Here is a 16,741-nt window from a genome sequence, read left to right as displayed (position 1 = left end):
CCGCCAGGAAGATGGCCAGCTCAGCTGCTCAGTCGCGGCGACAAGGCACGCAGACGGTACTCGCTTGGCGTGAGGCCGTACTGCACCTTGAACAGACGGCTGAAGGTAGCGCAATCGCTGAAGCCGTGATCGAAGGCGATACCGGTGATCTTGCGATTCGGACGGCTGATGTCATCGAGTGCCTGACGGCTGCGCTCCAGGCGCAGGTCGTGAATCATCTTCGAAGGCGTCAGCCGGCATTCCTTGAACAGCATGTACAGGGAGCGCCGCGACATGCACAACGCCGACGCCAGATCATCCGGATCAAGTCCGGGATCGGAGATGTGCTCGAGGATGTGCTGCTGAGCCCGGCTCAAACGATCATGCAGACGGACGTTGTTCACGCTCGGCAAGCCCAGCTCGCTCGCAGCCTGATGCAGCGAAGACGTGATCATCGACTGCACAGCGTGCAGCACGGATTCGCCAACACCGTCCTTGCCGCCGAGGCCCGCGCCACTGAGTGCCATCAAGGCACCGAACGTGGCACGCAGGGAAGCGCTGTCGCCGAGCTGTTGGCCGCATAGCTTCTGGCTGATCCGCTCCCAACCGGGGCAGGCCACATGCGGCAACATCAGCACCGCGAAATGGGCGTTGTCGGATACGCGAATGCGATAGGGGCGCGTGCTGTCGCAGACCGTCGTCTGGCCCGGCGTGATGTGGCAGCGACGATTGTCCTGCTCCAGCTGGATATCGCCGGACAACTGCCACACGAGCTTGATGTAGCCGGATTCCGACCGATCGGCGAGATGACGCGTGCGGATCACTTCGCTGGCATCGGCGTTGATCATCGTCAACGCGCCGTCACCAAACTTGAATGCACTGACCTCGGCTTCGAAGAGTCCACCGGAATAGTTTCGGTGTTCCAGCCACGGGAAGTTGTTGTTGACGAAATCTTTCCACTGCCCGAAACCGTGTACGGCTTCCGAAGGGCCGGGGCGAAACATCACACCGCCATCCGCCGGCCGGGAAAAGCTCGGCACTGCATTCATTCCAATCATTTTCATTTCTCCGTCAGCACATTCGCGAGGATGTCCAAGGTTTGGACGTCCTGGCGTTCGGGGCTCGTTGGCCCTCATCGAGCCCGGACTTCATGGTCCGGGCCCGATATATCGGTTCTGCCTTCAAATCATCTTTAGCAATTGCTTCAGCGTGAGCGCAGCGCCTGGCGTCCGATGATGAACAGCGCGATCAGCGCCAGCGCACCGAACAGGTAAGCCGGTGCCAATGCCAGTGCACTGAAGATGTCGCCCGGGCCGAGGCGGCTGTCACCGAAACTCAGACCGCGGTTGGCGGAGAAATTGCCGAAGAAATAGAAACAGACATTGCCCCAGCCATCGAGAACGATGATCCAGCCCAATCGCGCTGCAGTCTTTTCGGTGAAATCCAGCAGCGGCAGCACGAAAGCCACCGTGATCACCATCATGCCGTTCATGGCCGGACCGGTATGAGCCTTGGCCCAGCCTTCAGGCGTGCCCGGAATATTGAAGTGCAGGATGTAGCCCGGGATGATCTCGAAACCGCCGACCAGATTCATCCACAGAAAAACGCCGAACAGCAGCGTCGAGAAAATCATCAGGATGCCGTGGCCAGCCATCTTGCGTTGCAGTTCCTTTGCCGCCATTTCGCTCTCCCCGTTTTTTGTGTGTCGACCAGATCTCATCGGATCCGGCCATGCTTGATTGCCACTTTCACTACGACCCTCTACTTCGCTTGCAGATCATCCCGACCGATCTGCACTGTTTTCTAGAACTCCACTCAGGCGGCAATGGCCGTCCGGTGATAGCGGCTGCCGTAGAACATCAGCGGCGCACCGCCTTCGCTGCCGCAGGCCGTGACCTGTGCCACGAACAAGGTGTGATCGTGAATCTGTACCTTCTCGACCGTTTCGCATTCGAACCAGGCCAGGCAGTTGCGCAGGGTCGGCAAATGCTCGCGAACCACGAAATCCGGCAGCAGCGCTTCCTGTGGGCGACCACTGAAGTGCGCTGAAAAACTCTGCTGCCCTTCATTGAGGATGCAGGCGCCGTAACGGCCATTGCGCGAGATCAGGCGATGCGCCTTGCCCGGCTTCAGCGAGACCAGCACCGTTGGCGGATCGAGACTCACCGACGTGAAGCTGTTGACGGTCATGCCGTGCACCTGACCATCGTCATCCTCGCAAGTGAGGACGACGATGCCGGTGGCGAACATCGAAACCGACTTCCGGAAACTCTCCGGATCGACTCGACTACGTTTGCCCGGCGCCGGGGCTGCATTACTCATGGCTGACACTCCAGAAGGATCTTGATGTCCTCGTCACTGTGCCGGCGGTGATCAGGCGGCCGTGGCCATCTTCGGCCGCTTGGTCGCCACTGCCATGCGCGTCTCGACCCAGGCTTTCATGCGATCGACGCTGGCGAAACAGTCCCACTGCTTTTCGGGGAAATTGAAGTTGTCGGTGAACTCGTCGGCCAACGCGCGGTTCTGGCTCAGCGCGCCGATGAACTGCTGCAGCTCGACCGGCATTGCCTTCAGATTGGTCATCATGAAGTTGGTCCAGCGCGCAGCGCCGAGCACGCGATCATTGCGGCGCATGTTGACGTGCTCCACGAAGCGCTCGTCGAAGACATCCTGGCGAACGATTTCCTCGCCGAGGATCCAGGCCGCGTGCGACGCGACGTTGGCGCCCTGACCGAGCAGCGGATCGACGGTGACCTGCACGTCGCCGAGCGCGATCGCCATCTTGCCGCCCTCAAGCGCGACATGAGAGCGGCGAACGGTCGGCGTCACGCCGCCCTGCAGGAGATCCAGCGGGCCGTTGGCGAGGTCGAACTCCTGCTCGTCGATGCGCTCGGCGCAGGTCGGATAATGCTTGCGCAGCTTGTCCAGCAGCAGCGCCATGAAGGCCTTCGGATTGTCGTCGTACTTGGTCTTGGCCAGCACTTCGAGATCGCCACCGGGAATGTTTTCGATGACCAGCGCGTTCTGCATGCCGTTGAACGTGGTGGTCGGGATTTCGATCATTTCGCCAGCGCCGGGCGAGAAGTACATCGTCACCGCACGGACCGGACGCTGCTTGATGCCCTTGAAGATGCCGACGCAGAGCGCACGCTGCGGCTTGTCGAACGGCGAGTGCTGCGGTTCGTAGGTGAACATCTGGCCGAACGGGCCCTTGCCGGTGCAGATCACCAGCAGGTCATAGCGCGCGCTGAGCGACGAGATTTCATCGCTCTTGATCTCGCGGTATTCGATGTTGCCGCCGGCGTTCATGAAATCTTCCATCAGCCGGGGCTGATAGATGCGGTAGTCGACCGCGCGGCTCGGCGCATGCAGGTCGCCGTAGAACTGCAGCGGCTGAGGCTGCAGGTTGATGAAGTAGTGATGGCCGAAGTAGCCGAACTTCTGGTCCGGCCAGTGATTGACGCCCAGCGCGGTTTCGCGCTTCACGGTGACGGCGTGGTGAGCCACGGTGTTGAGCAGACGCATGCCGTGATACTCGTCCGGCTTGCGATCGGTGTGGAGGGTCACGTCGACGCCGTGCTGGCGCAGATAAAGACCGAGATGCAAGCCGGCCGTGCCGGCACCAATGATTCCGATCTTTTTGCTCATCCCGATCAAGCTCCTCAGCTTTTATTGGACAGTCTTACTTTCTGTATCGGATTCTGCGTCCGCGAATCTCGCTTGAAAACCTCGAAATCTGATAAAGACTTATTCCAGTCTGGACTGAATGCCTGATTTCGATTCCGGGTCTGGCCGGAGTTTGCGCCGATCCGCGCAAGCCGATCCGAAGCCGCCTACAGCCGTAAACCTCACAGGAGCAAAGCCCGCCGGTGGATATCACCAAAGCCTATTCGACCTTCGTCAGAGCCTTCGAAGCCGGAAGTTTCTCGGCCGTTGCCCGCGAAACCGGCATGACCCAGTCGGCGGTCAGCAAGGTCATCGCTGCGCTGGAGGCCAGCCTGGGCGTGCAATTGTTCACGCGGACCACGCGCAAGCTGCATCCGACCAGCGAAGCCACGCAGCTTTACGAAGCCGCCCGTCAGATGCTCGACACGCTGGATTCGCTCAGTTCGGTCGCGCGCAAGACGCCGGTCACCGAGCCTTCAGGCGTGCTGCGCCTGACCATCCCCAGCTCGTTCGGCCGGCGGCGCGTGCTGCCGGTGCTGACCCGCTTCATCGAGCGTTATCCCAAGATCAAGCTCGACGTGGTGATGACCGACAACGTGCTCGATCTGATCGAAGAAGGCCTGGAGCTCGGCATCCGCATCGGCACCCTGCCGTCGAACACGCTGATCGCCCGTTCGCTGGGCATCGTCGAACACACCTTGCTGGCGTCGCCGGAATATCTGGCCCGTCACGGCCGGCCGGACTCGCCGCTGGAACTGGGCGAGCATCAGTGCATCGTCTACGGCAACACCTCGCGCTGGGATTTCGAGTCCGAGCACGGCCGGCAAAGTGTGGAGATCAGCGGCCCGCTGCGGATCAACGATGCCGATTCGATCTGCGATGCAGTGCGCGCCAACCTCGGCATCGCCCAGGTGCCGGACTGGATCATCAAGGACGATTTCGCGGCGCAGGGCCTGGTGCCGCTGCTCGACGATTACTACCCGATTCCGAAGCCGGTCAGCATCATCTACCCGCAGACTCGTTTCCTGAGTCCGAGGGCACGCTGCTTCATCGATCTCGTGGTCGCCGAGCTGCGGCGCATCTGACGTATCACCAGCAGGCAGCTTCGCTGCCGGTGATGTCGTCCGGCTAGCCCGCGAGCAGCACCGTGATCGCCTTTTCCTCGGTGTAGGCCAGCACGCCGGACAAGCCGCATTCGCGGCCGATGCCGCTGGAACCGACGCCGCCCCAGGGCAGGCGGGCATCGATCGGCGCCCAGCAGTTGATGCCGACTGCACCCGCACGGACCGCCTGCGCCACGCGATGCGCGCGGGCGACGTTGCCGGTCCAGACCGTGGCGCCGAGGCCGTAGCGCGAGTCGTTGGCGATGCGGATCGCGTCTTCCTCGGTATCGAACGGGATGATCGTCGCCACCGGCCCGAAGATTTCGTCCTGGGCGATGCTCATGCTGTTCTTCGCATCGGCAAAGATCGTCGGCTGCACGAACCAGCCCTTGGTATGCGTGGTCTCGCCACCGGCGAGCAAGGTGGCGCCTTCGGCAATGCCCTGTCGGATGTAGCGGTTGACCCGCTCGAACTGGCCCTTCTTCGATACCGGGCCCATCTGCACGCCTTCGTCGAGCGGATTGCCCACCTTCACGCTCTTGGCCGCACCGGCGAGCATCGCCGCGAAACGCTCGGCGATGCCACGCTGAACCAGCACGCGGGTACCGGCTGCGCAGATCTGGCCCTGGTTGAAGAACACGCCCATCGCGCAGCCCTGGGCAGCGGCGTCCAGCGCAGCATCATCGAAAACGATTTGCGGGCTCTTGCCACCGAGTTCCAGCGACACCCGCTTGAACAACGGGCCGGCGATGCGCTGGATTTCGGCGCCGACTTCCGGGCTGCCGGTGAAAGTGATCTTGTCGATACCCGGGTGCTCGCACAGCGCCTTGCCGACCACGCGGCCGTAGCCGGTGACGATGTTGACCACGCCATCGGGAATGCCCGCTTCCTGGCATAGCTTGGCCAGGTGCAGCGCCGACAGCGGCGTTTCCTCGGACGGCTTCAGCACCACCGTGCAGCCGGCGGCGAGCAGCGGGCCGAGCTTCCAGCAGGTGATCATGAACGGCGTGTTCCAGGGCACGATCGCACCGACCACCCCGACCGGCTCGCGCAGCGTGTACGACATCGTCGGCATGCCCATGTAGCCCGGCGTCGGAATGGTCCGGCCTTCGATCTTGTCGGCCCAGCCGGCGGCATGGCGCAGGGTTTCGATCGCATTCGGCAGATCGAGCAGGCGCGGCTCGATCGGCGAGCGGCCGATACAGCTGGCGTCCATGTCGGCGATCAGCTCGGCATCGCGGGCCACCAGATCGGCAAGACGATGGATCAGCAGGCCGCGCTGCGAGCCGCTCATGCGCCGCCATTCGCCGCCGTCGAGCTGCGCGCGGGCCGCCTTCACTGCGGTATCGACATCGGCAGCGGTGCCGCTGGCCGACGTCGCGATCACGTCCTCGGTGACCGGGCTGACCACGTCCAGGGTGCCGCCATCGGAGGCAGGCACGAAGCGCCCGCCGATGAACAGTTCGAGCGCGGCAATGTCTTGGGCCGCAGCGAGCTGCGCGGCAGGGGTGGATGGGCTATTCATTCGGCAACTCCGGGGTGGCGGCGATATCAGCGGCAGCGTCCGTACGACGCGGCGACTCGATTATCGAAACCCCCACCGAAGTCGCTAGGCACCGCGTGCAAGCTGCCTGTCGATGCGTGCAAAGCGCTCCCAAAGCACTTCAGGGGTCAGCCTTGGCCCCGTCGATTCAGGCCTTGCTGCGCTTCGAACTCGCTGCCCGCACGGTCCGCGCCGTGGAGGCGACCGCCGGAATATGCGCATCAAGCAAGGTCCGCACCGCCTTGCCGGCGACCGAGATCGGCCCCTGGCTGCAGAAGCTCAAACGGGTCAGATAGCCGCCTTCCATCAGCAGCATCAAGGTGTCGCCGAGCGCTTCGGGATCAGTCGCGCCGGCCTCGCTGGACAGCGTGCGCAGGCGGCCGCGCATCTCGGCCTTATGCTGCTCGATGACCCTGCGACCCGGGTGGTCGCCTTCCGGCAGTTCGACCACGGCGTTGCCGAACGAGCAGCCACGCGAGCCGTCCTTGCAGGTCAGGGTCATGTAGTTGTCGAACAGCGCTTCGAGCTGGCGGCGGGCATCGCCGGCATGCGGGGCGATCGCTGCGTCCCACCAGTCCCAGTAGCCGCGGCCCTGTTCGCGCAGGTATTCGGCGATCAGTTCGTCCTTCGACGGGAAGCAGCGGTAGAAGCTCATCTTGTTGGTGCCGGCTTCGGTAGCGATGGCTTCGACACCGACCGCGCGCAAGCCGTAGCGATAGAACAGGCCCCGCGCGGTATCGAGGATACGGTCGCGCACACGGACTTTCGGCACCGCTGCTGCGCTGCTGCCACTGCCGGCTGAAAGGGTCTTGGTCATCGTGTTCATGCGGGCCTCCATCGAAATCACTTTGCCAGTCCACTGATCTGAGTAGTGTTACTGACCGGTAACACTTTAACAGGTTTCATCGATATGACAGAAGGTGCTGACACGCGGCAGAAATAGGCAAGCGGCCGCGACGATCAGGTATTCGCTTGTTGCCGCCCCACTCGCAGAATGCTCGCAGTCCGAAGACCTCCGATCAGACATCGATCGGAGTAGTCACTGCATCGACGCAGTCCGGGCAAGCCGCAGCTTCGCGAGCCACGCGCTTTTCGCCGCTCCGCCGCAGTTCCGTCTCGGCGTCAGCTCGCCCCGACAAGCACCCGTTCAAGCCGAGGCTTGACAGATACGTTACCGGTCAGTAACGTGCCGCAAATGTTACTTACCGGTAACACCCAAGAACAACTGATTCACAACTGATTCGCCGCCACACGCCGCTCCCCCGAACGGCCGACATTCCAGGAAGGAACCCCATGACCACGAAGAAATTGACCTACAGCCTTACCGCCGCCGCTGCCAGCCTTGCGCTGATCGCCGGAATCGCGATCGGCAAGGAACCGAAGCCGGACGCCGCTGCCCCCGCCGCGACCAAGGTCACCGCCGCCGAGATCATTGCCCGCGACATCACCGTGTCCGACGAATTCACCGGCCGGCTCGAAGCCGTCAACACGGTGCAGATCCGTCCCCGGGTCAGCGGCTACATCCAGCAGGTCGGCTTCAACGAAGGCGAGCTGGTGAAGAAAGGCCAGCTGCTGTTCCAGATCGATCCGCGTCCGTTCCAGAGCGAAGTCGACCGCCTCAAGGCCACCTACGCCCAAGCTCGCGCCCAGGCCACACTGGCCCGCTCGAACAGTGATCGCGCTCAGCGTCTGCTGGAGCAGAACGCGATCGCCAATGAAGAGGCCGATCGCCTCGCCACCGCTTCGCTCAGTGCCGAAGCCGAACTCGGCGCGATTGCCGCGCAGCTCGACATGGCCCGCCTGAACCTGAGCTACACCCAGGTCACCGCGCCGATCGACGGCCGCGCCAGCAATCAGCGCATCACGCTCGGCAACCTGGTGACCAGCGCCGACGTGCTGACCGCGGTGGTCAGCGTCAATCCGGTCTATGCGAACTTCGATGTCGACGAGCAGACCTTCCTCAAGTATTCGCAGGGCGCCTCGCTGGCCGGCAAGACCAGCCCGGTGCGCCTGGGCCTCGCCAACGAGGAAGGCTTTCCGCACGAGGCACGGCTGAACTTCGTCGACAACCAGGTCAGCACCACGTCCGGGACGATTCGCCTGCGCGCCGTGCTCGACAACGCCGACGGCCGCTACACGCCGGGCCTGTTCGCCCGCTTGCAGTTGAGCAGCGCAACGACCCAGCACGCCACCCTGGTCGACGACCGTTCGGTCGGCACCGATCTCGGCAACAAGTTCGTCTACGTGATCGGCGACGGCAACAAGGTCGAGTACCGGCGCGTCACCGTCGGCCCGATGGTCGATGGCCTGCGCGTGGTCAATGCCGGCCTGACGCCGGGCGACGTCGTGGTCGTCAACGGCTTGCAGCGGGTCCATCCGGGTGAGGTCGTCGAAGCCGAGAAGGTGGCGATGGACCTGCGCGTGGACACCCAGCGGAAGCTCGCCGAAGCAGCTGCGCGTCCTGCCGAAACGGACGCCAACGTCGACCAGAAAGTTGGCGAGAACGCCGTCGTGGCAACCGTCGCGAAGCAGGGTTAAGGCAACAGGATCAGCAGTCCAGAAGCACCGCAGGGGAGTCACATGAACATTTCGCAATTCTTCGTCAACCGCCCGATCTTCGCCGCGGTGCTGTCCCTGCTGATCCTGATCGGTGGCGCGCTGTCGCTGCCGAATCTGCCGATCAGCGAATACCCGGAAGTGGTGCCGCCGACGGTGGTCGTGCGCGCCAACTATCCGGGCGCCAATCCGAAAGTGATCGGCGAAACCGTGGCCACGCCGCTGGAAGAGCAGATCAATGGTGTGGAGGGCATGAGCTACATGTCCTCGCAGTCGACCAGCGATGGCGCGCTGCAGCTGACCATCACCTTCGCGCTCGGCACCGATCTCGACAAGGCGCAGGTGCAGGTGCAGAACCGCGTCTCGCAGGCGCTGCCGAAGCTGCCGGAGGAAGTGCAGCGGCTCGGCGTGACCACCAACAAGAGCTCGCCCGATCTGACCATGGTCGTGCACTTGCTGTCGCCCGATGACCGCTACGACATGCTGTATCTGTCGAACTACGCCCGCCTGAACATCAAGGACGAGCTGCTGCGTCTCGATGGCGTCGGTGACGTGCAGATCTTCGGCCTCGGCGATTACAGCATGCGGGTCTGGCTGAATCCGCAGAAGCTGGCCTCGATCAGCATGACCACCGGCGATGTCGTCAAGGCGATCCGCGAGCAGAACATCCAGGTTGCCGCTGGCTCGCTGAACGCGCCCCCGGCGCACAGTGACCAGAGCTTCCAGCTGAACATCAACACCAAGGGCCGCCTGGTCACCGAGGAAGACTTCAGCAACATCGTGCTGCGCAGCGACAGCAATGGCGCGGTGATTCATCTGCGCGATGTCGCACGCATCGAACTCGGCTCCAGCCAGTACGCGCTGCGCAGCCTGCTCAACAACAAGCCGGCAACCGCGATTCCGGTGTTCCAGCGCCCGGGTTCGAACGCCATCGAAATCTCCGATGCCGTGCGCAAGAAAATGGAAGAGCTGAAGAAGAACTTCCCGCAGGGCGTCGACTACAACATCGTCTACGACCCGACCGTGTTCGTGCGCGGCTCGATCGAAGCTGTGGTGCACACCTTGTTCGAAGCGGTCGTGCTCGTGGTGCTGGTGGTGATCCTGTTCCTGCAGACCTGGCGCGCGTCGATCATTCCGCTGGTCGCGGTACCGGTCTCACTGATCGGCACGTTTGCCGTCATGAAGATCGCCGGCTTCTCGCTGAACGCGCTGTCGCTGTTCGGACTGGTGCTGGCGATCGGCATCGTCGTCGATGACGCGATCGTCGTCGTCGAAAACGTCGAACGCAATATCGCGCTCGGCAAGACGCCGAAGGAAGCCACCAGGCAAGCGATGAAGGAAGTCACCGGGCCGATCGTCGCCACCGGTCTGGTGCTCTGCGCGGTGTTCATCCCGACTGCCTTCATCAGCGGCCTGAGCGGCCAGTTCTATCGCCAGTTCGCATTGACCATCGCCATTTCCACGGTGATCTCGGCATTCAACTCGCTGACCCTGAGTCCGGCGCTCGCCGCGATCCTGCTGAAGGGTCATGACGCACCGAAGGATCGCCTGACCCGCTGGATGGATCGCGGCCTGGGCTGGATCTTCCGGCCGTTCAATCGCGTGTTCGAAGCGGGCTCGAATCGTTACGTCGGCATTGTCGGCAAGGTGACACGGCGCAGCTCGATCGCGCTGCTGATCTACGGCGGCTTGATCGGCCTGACCGTGCTCGGCTTCCGCCAGGTGCCCGGTGGCTTCGTGCCGCCGCAGGACAAGCAGTACCTGGTGTCCTTCGCGCAGTTGCCGGATGCCGCGTCGCTCGATCGCACCGAAGACGTGATCCGCCGCATGTCGGATATCGCCCTGCAGCAGCCGGGTGTCGAGAGCGCGGTGGCGTTCCCGGGCCTGTCGATCAACGGCTTCACCAACAGCACCAATGCCGGCATCGTCTTCGTCACCTTGAAGCCCTTCGATCAGCGCAAGGACAAGACGCTGGCTGCCGGTGCCATTGCCGATGAGCTCGGCAAGAAGTTCCACAACATCCAGGACGCCTTCATCGCGATCTTTCCGCCACCACCGGTGCAGGGCCTCGGCACCATCGGCGGCTTCCGCATGCAGATCGAGGATCGCGGCGCGCTCGGTTTCGAGGAACTGCACAAGCAGACCCAGAACCTGATCGCCAAGGCCAAGGCCTCCGGCAAGCTCAAGGACGTGTTCTCGAGCTTCCAGGTCGCCGTGCCGCAAATCGATGCCAATGTCGATCGCGAAAAGGCCAAGGCGGAAGGCGTCGATCTCAACGACGTGTTCCAGACCATGCAGGCCTATCTCGGCTCGGTCTATGTCAACGACTTCAACCGCTTCGGCCGCACCTACCAGGTCAATGTCTCGGCCGAGCCCGGCTTCCGCCGCGAAGCCAAGGACATCCCGCAGTTGAAGACTCGGAACGCCGCCGGCGAGATGGTGCCGCTGGGCTCGTTCGTGACCGTCAGCCAGGGCGCCGGGCCGGATCGTGTCAGCCACTACAACGGCTATGCCACAGCCGAGATCAACGGCACCGGTGTCGACGGCATCAGCTCCGGCCAGGCGCAGGCGCTGATGGAGGAACTCGCCGCCAGCAACCTGCCGCGCGGCATGAGCTACGAATGGACCGAGCTGACCTACCAGAAGATCATTTCCGGCGACACCACCACGCTGGTCTTCAGCCTCTGCGTGCTGCTGGCCTTCCTGGTGCTGGCCGCGCAGTACGAAAGCTGGAGCCTGCCGCTGGTGGTGATCCTGATCGTGCCGATGAGCCTGTTCTCGGCGATCAGCGGTGTCTGGCTGACTGGCGGCGACAACAACATCTTCACGCAGATCGGCTTGATCGTGCTGGTTGGCCTCGCCTGCAAGAACGCGATCCTGATCGTCGAGTTCGCCCGTGAACGGCAGCTTGAAGGCATGGCCGTGGTCGCTGCGGTGAAGGAAGCGGCCCGCCTGCGTCTGCGGCCGATCCTGATGACCTCGTTCGCTTTCATCATGGGCGTGGTGCCGCTGATCACATCGACCGGCGCCGGTGCCGAGATGCGCCATGCGATGGGTGTCGCGGTGTTCGCCGGCATGCTCGGCGTGACCTTCTTCGGCCTGCTGCTGACGCCAGTGTTCTATGTGGTGATCGAGGGCTGGCACGAGCGCCGCAAGGCTGCGCGCGCCGCCGCCACACCGGAAGCCATCGCCCACCCGATCGAAGCCTGAGCGCCGCATGCGCGCCCGTATCAATGCCCATATCAATGATTGGGAGGTACCTGCAATGAACATTCAATCGCTATCGACATCCCGCAAGACGCTGACCGCGGGCCTGCTCGCAACCCTGCTGTCGGCCTGCGCCGTCGGCCCCGATTACCACAGGCCGGAACTGGCGCCGGTCACGGCGTTCCGCAATGCGCCGGCAACGGACGCTGCGGCGCAGAACTTCGAAGCCCGCTGGTGGACGCAGTTCGGTGATCCCACGCTCGATGCGCTGGTCAGCCGTGCAGTCAGCAACAGCCTCGATCTGAGGATGGCCGTGGCGCGAGTCACGGCGGCACGCGCAGCCGTTGGCGATGCCCAGTCCAATCAGTTGCCGACCATCGGCGCAGACGCTAGCTACACCCGCAGCCGCGCCCAGCAGCCCGGCTTCGGCAGCGACCGCTTCAGCATCAGCCGCTACCAGGCCGGCTTCGACGCTGCCTGGGAACTCGATCTGGCCGGCGGCATCCGTCGCTCGGTGGAAGCCGCGCAGGCGAACTCGCAGGCCAGCGTCGCCAGCCTGCGCGATGCCCAGGTGCGCCTGATCGCCGAAGTGGCGCGCAACTACTTCGAGCTGCGCGGCGCCCAGCTGCGGCTGGAAATCGCGTCACGCGATCTGGCCAGCCAGAGCGAAACCGTGAAGCTTACGCGCGTGCGTCGCGAAGTCGGCACCGGCCCCGAGCAGGATGTGGCGAGTGCATCCGCAAGACTGGCGGCGACCGAAGCCCGCATCCCGCTGCTGCGTGCCGCCGAGAAGCTGGCCGGCTACCGGCTCGACGTGCTGACCGGCGCGCGGCCCGGCGAATCCGGTGTCGATCTGTCGCCGCAGCTGTTCAAGACGCTGTCCAGCCAGTTGGCGATCGGTGCCCCGCAGGATCTGCTCGCCCGCCGTCCGGACGTGCAGCGCGCCGAACGCGAACTCGCCGCCGCCACCGCCGGCATCGGGATCGCCACCGCGGACTTCTATCCGCACATCGAAGTCGGCGGCTTCATCGGCTTCCTGTCCGGCAACAGCGCCGATCTCGGCACCGTGGCCTCACAGGCGTTCTCGATCGGCCCGAGCATTTCCTGGAACGGCCTGAACTGGAAGCGCGTGCAATCGCGCCTCGACCAGAGCAAGGCCAACGCCGACGAAGCCTTCGCGAACTACCAGCAGACCGTGCTGCTCGCGCTCGAAGACATCGAAGGCTCGCTGACCCTGTTCAACACCCAGCGCGAACGCAGCAACCACCTGCTCGAACAAGCCCAGCAAAGCCGCCGCGCCGCCGACCTCGCCGGCATCCGCTACCGCGAAGGCGCTACCGACTTCCTGGTGCTGCTCGACGCCCAGCGCACCGCCCTCGCCGCCGAAGATGAGCTGGCCCAGGCGGAGACGGCGATCAATACCAGCGCGATCGCCGTCTACAAGGCGCTGGGTGGTGGGTGGGAAGCTGGGGCTTGAATGGGGAAGCAGAGCGCACGCCTGACGTCAGGCTTGGAGGTGCTTTGCGCCGTGTGCCGCTGCTGATGCCTCCTCGTTCAAGGATCGCGCACCAACCTCGGAGAAGCGAACGCAACTGCTTTGAACGAGGTGGCCTTGGTCGATAGGCCGTCGTGTGTCAGAAGCGGACGTCGGATAAGACCGACTTACTTCTCTACGTGAGCGCGGTCCACGCCGAGGGACTTGGGGGTTGTACATGCGACGGCCAGTATCGGACGCTTTGCAAGTATTCGGTCGATTCCGCGTGCTCAGCAAATTCAAGCAAGTTGCCTAGCTTCTCTGCAAGCACATCGCGGACTTCTGCTGGCGTCGCGAAAAAGAACTCCCTTCGATCGTTCGCCCAGTTCACGCGGCATGGCGCGAAATGGTTGTGGAGTTCGGCTTCGAGCTTTACTGCGTCCTCCGAAAAGTAAATCGCGTGCACGTCGAATCGAAAGGGCACGGAGGCACTTCCTAACTCGTAAATGCGATCCAAGGGCTCGAGCCGACGAGTCAGGCCGATCTTGACGACGTGTTGTCCAAAGGCCCCTCGATTGGAGATCACGTACACGTAGCCCGCACGGATGTTTGCCGCACGGAAATCGTTCTGCGCTATGGCGCTATCGACGTCAGCGAGTTTGCGTTCGAGCTCTGGATCACTATCTCCAGTAGTCTTCAGCTTCTCGATAACCGCGGCCAAGTGCGAGCGCTCTTTATCGAGCCGCTCACGCGCTGCGGCCAGCTCTACCTCAACCTTTCGCTCTTCTCGCAAGCGCTCCCGTTCCGCACGAGCCTCCTCCCGTTCCTCCTCTTTCTTCATCTGGTAATCGGCTGTGAGTTCGATTTCCTCAATCCGCAGCACATGGTAGATGTCACCGATACGCATCTCCATCATCGCGCCCAACTTCGCGATGGCATCTCGTGCAGAGCCTAGGCGCTTAAGCGCGAGAACCGTGTTCCCGGCCCGAAGCGTCCGGACGACGTTCTCGGCCTCAGCGTTGTAGGCGCGGAGCATCAACTTCGCGAGGTCGTTCGTCATGTTCCGCCCCTTCGCCAGCGAGCCGTCGAACGTGAAACTGCTCGACCTTTCGATGGCCGTGCCGCGCTTAACCATCTCAGCAATTTGAATGGAGAGCAGATCTAGGCGATCGCGGTAGGCGACAGCATTTTCGAGCGGATGGTGGTACCGATATATCCCGACGTCCTGCAAGACCCGCTCGTCATTGAGCTCGGCAACTCGTGTTGAATCGGCTGCAATTGTCTCCAGACGTGCTCGGAGAGCTGCGTTCTCAGCCTCAAGAAGCGCGATCCGTCCATCGGAGCCGGCGGCCATAAGTTGAGGCGCCGCGGCGGGAATTGCCCTAGCAGACTGCTCAGCGGTGGGTGGCACGGTGTCGCCAATCCAGAGCTGCCAACCCGGCGGCGCAGGCGGCCACTTCGGATCGGGCGTCCATCCTTTCGGTGGAAGCCAACCTGCCGGTGGCTTCGGCCATCCCGGAGGCGGATTAAAGGTCAGTCCCTTGCGCGTCATGCGCGTCGGATACCCGCACGCTCAGTGGGTGCCAATGCGTGAGGGTTCTTCGACAAGGCGGCGCCGAGCCGCGTCAAAGTCATTGCCGGCACGACGGCCGAAAGGTCGAACTCGAGGAAGCCGTCGCGCTCCGCCGCTGCAATTACGAAGGGAATGTATCCACGCCGTCCAGTCCCCGGGTCTACCGCCGTCGTACCAACTTCTAGCGACACTGTTCGGATAAGGCCACGCCGGTCCGCTTCGAAGATCTCGTGGAACGAACGCAGGGCTACTTGGTGAACCGCACTCGCATAACGCTCACGGCATTCCTTCTGCGACAGCGCTGTTGAGACAATCTCATCCGACGCCTTCATGTACTTGTAAACCTTCACAGACGGGAGCTGGCCAGGTTCGGGTATCTCTACGCGAAGCTCGAGCTCCGCAGCTTCTGGGGCGAAGTTGAACTCGTGGGTCACCGGAAACTGATTCGGGTAAACCGAGTTCGATAGGACGATCGAAATATATTCCTGAACAGCGTCAACCGTGCCGTATCCCAAGTTGGCGATCAGCTCATCGAGCTTGTTGTTCTTGGATGCCACATCTTCTTCACGTTCTCGGCATTCTTTGGCGTACCGAGCCCTCTCAATTGCCAAGCGCTCAAGTCGATTCTGCTCGGCGCGCACGTACTTCTCGTTGGCGTCCTGTTGGGCCACTTCAATCTGTCCGCACGTGACCTGCCACTCGGCCACGGCTCGTTCATTTGCACGCTTAGCCGCTTCAACGGCCTGCACGTACTTCTTCTTCCCAAAGAGGTTGGCGAGCCCGCGCGGTGGTACCGGCAGTTTCAGATCCGGTTGCATAGGGTTGGGAATCGGCGACAGAGCGGAGACAGGCTTCTCCAAATCCGTACGGTCGAAAGGCGGGTGCTGCACCTCGACGCGAAGCGTCGCGAGGTCGACGTAGTCGTCTTTCGAGAGAGTGGATGCAAGCAGCGTATCGATTTCGGCATAGCTATCCGACAAGTCCTGATTACGCTGCTCGACCTCCGCCTCCTTTGCAGCTATGTAGGCTTCACGAAATTCCTTCTCGAGTCGCTTCTGATCGGCCGCCTGTGCTTTCGAAAGCTGCACACGAGCTCGCTCCGCGGCTTTCTGCATATGTTCAAGGTGACGAACTCGCGTGGCATGGTTGCGAGCCGCCTCCCGATCTCGTTGCTCTCGCTCGCGTTGCGCGATACGTGACTGGCGCTGCAACTCTGCAAAGAATCCCCGTCGTGCCACGATATTCCCCCATGCGATAGCAAGAGGATACCGGACCTTCTCACTTAGGATTTGACGGCTCCGACAATGTCCGCTTCAGGCTGAGGCTGTGTGAAAACGCGTCGGAATAGATTATGTCGGTGAGCTGGCGCGATCGAAAGTTCGAGATTGTCCTGTCCTTTCGTCAATTTGGTGCGACGGCAAAGGTTGAAAAATCGGGCGCAACCTCACGCCCTGATCATTCCGATCAGTTGCTTCGTTCCGAAGATGTTCAGTGCCCGTGTCAGGTTGTAGGCCAGCACATGCAGGCTCATCTCGGTACTGACGCGAGGCAGGGTTCTGGTCAGGAAGTGTGTCGCGCCCATCCGGGCTTTCAGCGTGGCAAAAGGATGCTCCACCGTCTGCCGTCGTATCCGCGCGACC

Annotated in this window: 13 protein-coding genes; 4 read left to right on the top strand and 9 right to left on the bottom strand. The window is 62.7% G+C overall.

Going from position 1 to position 16,741, the window contains the following annotated elements; translation table 11 throughout:
• Window positions 1–20 precede the first annotated feature (20 nt).
• From G513_RS0116640 to styA, 4 genes are all read right to left on the bottom strand, one after another.
• On the bottom strand, window positions 21–1,037 hold the full coding sequence (locus G513_RS0116640) for a helix-turn-helix domain-containing protein (protein ID WP_169560677.1): 1,017 nt from the start codon (window positions 1,035–1,037) through the stop codon (window positions 21–23).
• 146 nt (window positions 1,038–1,183) lie between these two features.
• The gene (gene styC / locus G513_RS0116635) at window positions 1,184–1,660 is read right to left on the bottom strand and encodes a styrene-oxide isomerase StyC (RefSeq protein WP_245563140.1); all 477 of its coding nucleotides are present in this window, start codon (window positions 1,658–1,660) and stop codon (window positions 1,184–1,186) included.
• A 134-nt stretch (window positions 1,661–1,794) separates the two neighbouring features.
• Window positions 1,795–2,301, bottom strand: coding sequence for a styrene monooxygenase NADH-dependent flavin reductase subunit StyB (gene styB / locus G513_RS0116630; protein WP_022977995.1), 507 nt, complete (start codon window positions 2,299–2,301; stop codon window positions 1,795–1,797).
• A 51-nt stretch (window positions 2,302–2,352) separates the two neighbouring features.
• Window positions 2,353–3,627: a styrene monooxygenase subunit StyA gene (gene styA, locus G513_RS0116625; protein WP_022977994.1), complete on the bottom strand. Its 1,275-nt coding sequence runs from the start codon at window positions 3,625–3,627 to the stop codon at window positions 2,353–2,355.
• Window positions 3,628–3,848: 221 nt separating this feature from the next.
• Here styA and G513_RS0116620 point away from each other — a divergent pair, with 221 nt between their 5' ends.
• Window positions 3,849–4,730, top strand: a complete 882-nt coding sequence (locus G513_RS0116620) for a LysR family transcriptional regulator (RefSeq protein ID WP_022977993.1) — start codon at window positions 3,849–3,851, stop codon at window positions 4,728–4,730.
• A 43-nt stretch (window positions 4,731–4,773) separates the two neighbouring features.
• On the opposite strand, the gene G513_RS0116615 is transcribed toward G513_RS0116620, so the two are convergent.
• Together G513_RS0116615 and G513_RS23650 are read right to left on the bottom strand one after the other, a co-directional pair.
• A complete protein-coding gene (locus G513_RS0116615; protein ID WP_022977992.1) occupies window positions 4,774–6,273 on the bottom strand; it encodes an aldehyde dehydrogenase family protein in 1,500 nt (499 codons plus the stop codon).
• Between the two features lie 166 nt (window positions 6,274–6,439).
• Window positions 6,440–7,117 (bottom strand): TetR/AcrR family transcriptional regulator, encoded by a 678-nt coding sequence (locus tag G513_RS23650; RefSeq protein ID WP_211219699.1) that lies wholly within the window; start codon window positions 7,115–7,117, stop codon window positions 6,440–6,442.
• Window positions 7,118–7,584: 467 nt separating this feature from the next.
• On the opposite strand from G513_RS23650, the gene G513_RS23645 reads away from it, so the two are divergent.
• Genes G513_RS23645 through G513_RS0116595 form a run of 3 tightly spaced genes read left to right on the top strand, consistent with a single transcriptional unit; the run spans window position 7,585 to window position 13,531 of the window.
• Window positions 7,585–8,829 (top strand): efflux RND transporter periplasmic adaptor subunit, encoded by a 1,245-nt coding sequence (locus G513_RS23645; RefSeq protein WP_022977990.1) that lies wholly within the window; start codon window positions 7,585–7,587, stop codon window positions 8,827–8,829.
• Window positions 8,830–8,871: 42 nt separating this feature from the next.
• Window positions 8,872–12,057: an efflux RND transporter permease subunit gene (locus G513_RS0116600; protein WP_022977989.1), complete on the top strand. Its 3,186-nt coding sequence runs from the start codon at window positions 8,872–8,874 to the stop codon at window positions 12,055–12,057.
• A gap of 55 nt (window positions 12,058–12,112) precedes the next feature.
• Entirely contained in the window at window positions 12,113–13,531 is a 1,419-nt protein-coding gene (locus G513_RS0116595) for an efflux transporter outer membrane subunit (RefSeq protein ID WP_022977988.1), read from the top strand.
• Window positions 13,532–13,724: 193 nt separating this feature from the next.
• On the opposite strand, the gene G513_RS0116590 is transcribed toward G513_RS0116595, so the two are convergent.
• From G513_RS0116590 to G513_RS23640, 3 genes are all read right to left on the bottom strand, one after another.
• Complete coding sequence (locus G513_RS0116590; RefSeq protein ID WP_022977987.1) at window positions 13,725–15,080, bottom strand: SNIPE associated domain-containing protein; 1,356 nt, start codon at window positions 15,078–15,080, stop codon at window positions 13,725–13,727.
• Window positions 15,077–16,216: a hypothetical protein gene (locus tag G513_RS0116585; RefSeq protein ID WP_211219697.1), complete on the bottom strand. Its 1,140-nt coding sequence runs from the start codon at window positions 16,214–16,216 to the stop codon at window positions 15,077–15,079. Before G513_RS0116585 ends, G513_RS0116590 begins: the two co-directional genes overlap by 4 nt.
• A gap of 329 nt (window positions 16,217–16,545) precedes the next feature.
• Window positions 16,546–16,741 (bottom strand): transposase (locus G513_RS23640; RefSeq protein ID WP_022977985.1); only part of this gene is annotated, 196 nt, incomplete at its 5' end.

The sequence above is a fragment of the Nevskia ramosa DSM 11499 genome (assembly GCF_000420645.1).
GTDB lineage: Bacteria > Pseudomonadota > Gammaproteobacteria > Nevskiales > Nevskiaceae > Nevskia > Nevskia ramosa.
This window is presented reverse-complemented; position numbering and strand designations above follow the sequence as displayed.